We start from the raw sequence: 4,814 nt of genomic DNA, 5'->3' as shown, positions 1-4,814 counted from the left end.
GAGGCGCGGCCGCAGCGCGTGTCGCGCTTCGCGAACCTGGATGGCCTGCCCTCGACCTGGCGTCACCCCGACGTGGCGGAGCACGATCGCACGAAGCTGCTCGACAGCGAGATCTCGGGCTGGCTCGACTGGCGCCGTTCGACCGCCGGGCTGGCGCGCAAGGCGGGCAGCCCGGAAGAGCTGGCAGCGCGCCGCGGCCGCATGAACCCGCGCCTCAGCCCCGAATGGCTGCGCTATCTCGTGTCGATCGGGGCGCGCCGCGACGCCGACGGCTGGCGCTGGAAGCTCGACCCGTCGATGCGCTTCGGCGGGTTCGGGCCCTGGCGCCCGCACTGGGCGCTCGAGCGCCTGCGCGACTTTCCGGTGCCGCTGCTCGGGATCCTCGGCCTGATCGAGGAAGAGATGGGCTGGGGCACGAAGCCCGACGAGCTCGAGCCGTTCCTGCCGCCCGGCGCCGTGCTCGTGCCGTTCGAAGATTCGGGTCACTTCGTGCACATCGAGCACCCGCGGCGCGTGGCCGACCTGGTCCTGGATTTTCTGTCGTGAGCCGCACGACCTTCCTGCGACACAATCGTGTGTCGCTCGCGCTGCACGAGCTCGAGCAGCGCCCCGGGCCGGCGCTGCTGCTCCTGCACGGGCTCGGCGAGCGCTCGCCCGAGCGCCTGCCCGCCGAGCTGGCCGGCTGGCCGGGGCCGGTGTTCGCGCTCGACTTCACGGGTCACGGCGCGTCGACGCTTCCGGCCGGCGGCGGCTACACCGCCGAGGTGCTGATGGCCGACGCCGACGCGGCGCTCGCGCACCTGGGCGCAGTCACCCTGCTCGGCCGCGGGCTCGGCGCCTACGTGGCGCTCATGCTCGCGGGCGGGCGCCCGAAGGCGGTGCGCGGGGCGATCCTGTGCGACGGGCCGGGCCTGGACGGCGGGACGCCGGAGCCGGGCGCGCCCGACGTGACCCTGCCCGACCCCGCGCTCGTGGGTCCGCCCGACCCGTTCGCGCTGGCCGAGCTGGCGCACGACGTGCGGCCGCCGGACTACGCCGCCTCGTTCGCGCGCCAGGCGAGCCGGCTGTCGGGGCTCGCGCAGCCGGTGGCCGTGTGCGCACGCGCCCGCCCGGCCTGGCTGGCGGCGGCGCTCGCCGAGCCGGGCGTGACCGTGACCGGGCTCGACGCCGCGCTCGCGCAGCACGCGCGCGCGGCCGTCGGCGGTCAGTGACTCACTGGCGCGGGTCGAGCCGCAGCGTTTCCGGGTTCTTGCGCACGACCACGCCGTACCACCAGTCGACCCAGCCGTATTTCTCGGCGAAGGCTTGGGCGACCGCGCGCAGCGTCTCGGGCTCGGATACGACCGCCACGTGGCGCGGCGTCGTGGCGCCCGCGCGCACGAGCTCGACCTCGGGGTTGGCCTTCGCGCGCTCGCCCCAGCCCCGGCCGGGCCGGCCGATGCGCACGAACGCCGCACCCTGGTAGTCGACGACCCACATCTTCGTGTCCTGCGGCGCGCCGTCCGCGCCCCAGGTACGCAAGACCACGACCTCGGTGCGCTCGCCGGCGAGATACGTGCCGAGCCCCAGCAGTACGAGGCCCGAGAGAGCGATCAAGGCGAGTCTCTTGAGCGTCACGGGGCGACACTATTGCGCGTCGCCCCGCCGGGACTCTACGCAGCGAATCGCTGCGCCTAGGCGGCCGGCGCGCGCGCCTGGTACTTCAGCACGCGCACCTTCTCCATCGTCACCAGGCCCTCGCTGACCATCTCGTCGAGGATCGCGGTGAGCTGCTCCATGCGCTCCTCGGAGTCGACCACCTCGATCACGACCGGCAGGTCCTGCGAGAGCTCGAGCAGGCGCGTGGTGTGCAGCACGCTGTGCGCGCCGAAGCCGGCCACGCCGTGGAACACGGTGGCCCCGGCGAAGTGCTCGCGCCGCAGCCGCTCCACCAGCGCCGAGCTGAGTGACTGATGGTGCCAGCGGTCGCTCTCGCCGATGAAGATCCGGACCAGGACTTGCTCGCCGGTGAGCGTGCGCATTTCAGCTCCTTCCAAAAGCCAGGACCAGCGAGCGCGCGCTGCCCACGCCCAGCACGCCCGCCGCCAGGCAGACGACGAGCGTGACTGCGACGTTCAGGCCGGCCCGCGGCCAGTCACCGTCCGAGACCAGCTTGAGCGTCTCGTAGTTGAAGGCGGAATAGGTCGTGAACCCGCCCATGACTCCCGTGGTCAGGAACAGCCGCAGCGCGGGCGAGATCAGGGTGGTCTCGAGCGACACGTGCATGATCAGCCCGATCAGGTAGGAGCCGACCACGTTCACGAACAGCGTTCCCCAGGGGAACGACGTGCCCAGCGCGTTCAGCGCGGCCAGCGACACGAGATACCTCGCGCCGCCGCCGAGCGCGCTCCCCAGACAGACCCAAGCCAGCCGATCCATTGCGTCTCCCTGCTCGAAGGAGGCGCCGGACGGGTTCGGTCGAATGCCCCACAGCGCCTCGTGCCTGCCGTAGGAGTCATTGGCCGCTGCGACGAACGGCGGTTTCGGCGGACTCCACCGCCCTCGCGATCGAGCGCCGAGGCTAGAGAGCGCGCCCGCGCGCGTCAAGCGAGTCGCCGCGCGCCCGTGCCTGCCCGTGGGGTAGGCTGCGATCATGCAGGAGCTGAGGGAGGTCGACCTGGGCGAGGTCGAGGCCGCCGCGGAGAGCGGAGGCCTCGAGCGCCCTTCACTGCTGGCCTTGCTGCGCGACCGCGACCACACGCGCGGCAGCTTGCTGGTCTCGGTGCTCGTGCTCGCGCTGCCCTCGGTGCTGACCATGATGTTCTCGTTCGGCTTGTCCCAGATGGTCGACCTGTCGTTTCTCGGCCGGCTGGGCGCACACGCGCTCGCGGCGGCGACCTCGAGCGACCTCGTGCTGCGCCAGGGGCTCAACCTGTTCGTCATGGGTATGACGGTCGCCGCGCAGATGATGATCGCGCGCAACGTCGGCGCGGGGCGGCTGGATGCCGCCGAGCACGTGGCGGGTCAGACGTTCCTGCTGGGCGCGTGCCTGGCGGCCGTGGCGGCGCTGGTGGGTATCTCGATCCCGCACGTGCTCGCGCGCGTGCTCTCGCCGGACGCCGAGGTCGTGGGGCTCGCGACCTCGTACGTGCGCGTGGTGTTCGTGATGTTCTTCGCGATGGTCGCCGGCCAGATGTTCTCGACCGTGCTGAATGCCGCGGGAGACACCACCACGCCGCTCCTGATCTCGTTCGTGGTGACTCCGCTCGCGATCTTCGGCGAGTGGTCGCTGGCGTTCGGCCACGCGGGCGCGCCCGCGCTGGGGCTGGTGGGGCTGCCGCTCGGCTCGGCCTCCGCGGGCCTGATCGGCGCCGCCATCGGGCTCGGCATGCTGTTCAGCGGCCGCTGCCGCGTGCACCTGCGCGCGCGCAACCTGGTGCCCGACCCGGCCGCGCTGCGCCGCCTCCTGCGCACGGCCGTGCAGCCCTCGGCGCACATGCTCGCGCGCTCCACGATGCTCATGGTGTTCACGATCATGGCAGGCCGCTTCGGCGAGAAGGTGCAGGCGGCCTACGGCATCGGCGTGCGCATCGAGATGCTCGCGATCATGTTCGCCTTCCCGATCGCAAACGCCTGCGCGACGCTCGTGGGGCAGAACCTCGGCGCGCGCGACCTGCCGCGCGCGTGGCGCGCGGTGTTCACGAGCTCGGCGGTGTCTCTGGTCGCGTTGCTCCCGCTCGCCGCCGGCGTGTTCCTGTTCCGGCACCCGATCGTGAACTTCTTCGCGCCCGATCCCGAGGTCGCGGAGATCGCCGCGCACTATCTCGTCTACTCGTCGATCATCCTGTCGTTCTACGGCCTGTACTTCATCGCGTTCCGCACGCTGCAGTCTTCGGGCGACATGAACTCGCCCATGATCGTGTCGATCGGCACGGCGTTCCTGGTGGGCGCGCCGCTCGGCTACCTGCTCTCGCACCAGGCCGGCCTGGGTCCGACCGGGATGTGGATCGCGAACCTGATCTACGCGCTGGTGAACGCGAGCTTGATGATCGGCTGGCTGCTCACCGGGCGCTGGACGCACCGACACAGGAGTGTGTGATGGCCATGCCGTCGGGAATCGGAATCGTCGACCTGATGCTCGGCATCCCGAGCGACGACCAGAAGCGGGTGTACGACTTCATGCGCCCGCTGTTTCGCGACGCGGAGAGCCTGCGCAGCTTCGACTTCCCGGTGCAGTACATGTTCAAGGACTTCCCGAAGGTCTCGAAGCAAGAGGACTACATCAGCTTCACGCTCCAGCTCATGGACAAGTTCGGGATCGAGAAGGCACAGCTCGGAGTGAGTCGCGAAGGGCTGATCTCGCAGAAGGCGCTGCGCGACCACCCCGACCGCTTCTTCGGCTCGTGCGGCTGTGACCCGAACGCGGGCATGGAGGGCGTGCGCGAGATCGTGTGGCTCTACGAGCACCTGGGCATCAAGTCGGTATCGGCATTTCCGTGCGGCAACTTCCCGCAGATCCCGATCGGCGACAAGGAGTGGTATCCGATCTTCGCCAAGTGCGTGGAGCTCGACCTCACCTTCAACTGCTGCATCGGGGTGCCGGGGCCGCGCATCCCCATGGCGGCGCAGCACGTCGAGCAGCTGGACGAGATCTGCTGGTTCTTCCCCGACCTGCGCTTCGTGATGAGACACGGCGCCGAGCCCTGGTGTGACCTGGCCGTGAAGCTGATGCTGAAGTGGCCGAACCTGTATTACTCGACCAGCGCCTTCGCGCCCAAGCACTACCCGAAGGCGATCATCGACTACGCGAACACGCGCGGCGCCGACAAGATCCT

The 4,814-nt window shown here is 70.5% G+C and carries 7 protein-coding genes and 1 riboswitch; of the genes, 4 read left to right on the top strand and 3 right to left on the bottom strand.

Annotated features, from left to right (window positions below; translation table 11 throughout):
• Both VMR86_06950 and VMR86_06945 read left to right on the top strand, forming a co-directional pair.
• On the top strand, positions 1–546 hold a 546-nt coding region (locus tag VMR86_06950; GenBank protein HTO06780.1), incomplete at its 5' end, for an alpha/beta hydrolase.
• The gene (locus tag VMR86_06945; GenBank protein HTO06779.1) at positions 543–1,211 is read left to right on the top strand and encodes an alpha/beta hydrolase; all 669 of its coding nucleotides are present in this window, start codon (positions 543–545) and stop codon (positions 1,209–1,211) included. The genes VMR86_06950 and VMR86_06945, both read left to right, overlap by 4 nt.
• Position 1,212: 1 nt before the next feature.
• Here the strand turns inward: VMR86_06945 and VMR86_06940 are convergent, their stop codons facing one another.
• The 3 genes from VMR86_06940 to crcB are packed head-to-tail and all read right to left on the bottom strand — an operon-like array spanning position 1,213 to position 2,418.
• The gene (locus tag VMR86_06940) at positions 1,213–1,617 is read right to left on the bottom strand and encodes a hypothetical protein (GenBank protein HTO06778.1); all 405 of its coding nucleotides are present in this window, start codon (positions 1,615–1,617) and stop codon (positions 1,213–1,215) included.
• A 56-nt stretch (positions 1,618–1,673) separates the two neighbouring features.
• Positions 1,674–2,021: a DUF190 domain-containing protein gene (locus VMR86_06935; GenBank protein ID HTO06777.1), complete on the bottom strand. Its 348-nt coding sequence runs from the start codon at positions 2,019–2,021 to the stop codon at positions 1,674–1,676.
• 1 nt (position 2,022) lies between these two features.
• Positions 2,023–2,418 (bottom strand): fluoride efflux transporter CrcB, encoded by a 396-nt coding sequence (crcB, locus tag VMR86_06930; GenBank protein HTO06776.1) that lies wholly within the window; start codon positions 2,416–2,418, stop codon positions 2,023–2,025.
• Between the two features lie 63 nt (positions 2,419–2,481).
• Positions 2,482–2,549, bottom strand: a riboswitch (Fluoride riboswitch).
• An 83-nt stretch (positions 2,550–2,632) separates the two neighbouring features.
• Between crcB and VMR86_06925 the strand changes: the two genes are divergently transcribed.
• The gene (locus VMR86_06925; protein ID HTO06775.1) at positions 2,633–4,078 is read left to right on the top strand and encodes an MATE family efflux transporter; all 1,446 of its coding nucleotides are present in this window, start codon (positions 2,633–2,635) and stop codon (positions 4,076–4,078) included.
• Positions 4,078–4,814, top strand: a 737-nt coding sequence (locus VMR86_06920; GenBank protein HTO06774.1) for an amidohydrolase family protein, incomplete at its 3' end; no start/stop codon positions are given. The genes VMR86_06925 and VMR86_06920, both read left to right, overlap by 1 nt.

This window comes from Myxococcota bacterium (genome assembly GCA_035498015.1).
In the GTDB taxonomy this organism is placed as follows: domain Bacteria; phylum Myxococcota_A; class UBA9160; order SZUA-336; family SZUA-336; genus VGRW01.
The sequence above is the reverse complement of the archived record's forward strand: the minus strand, read 5'-3'. Positions and strand labels throughout refer to the sequence as shown.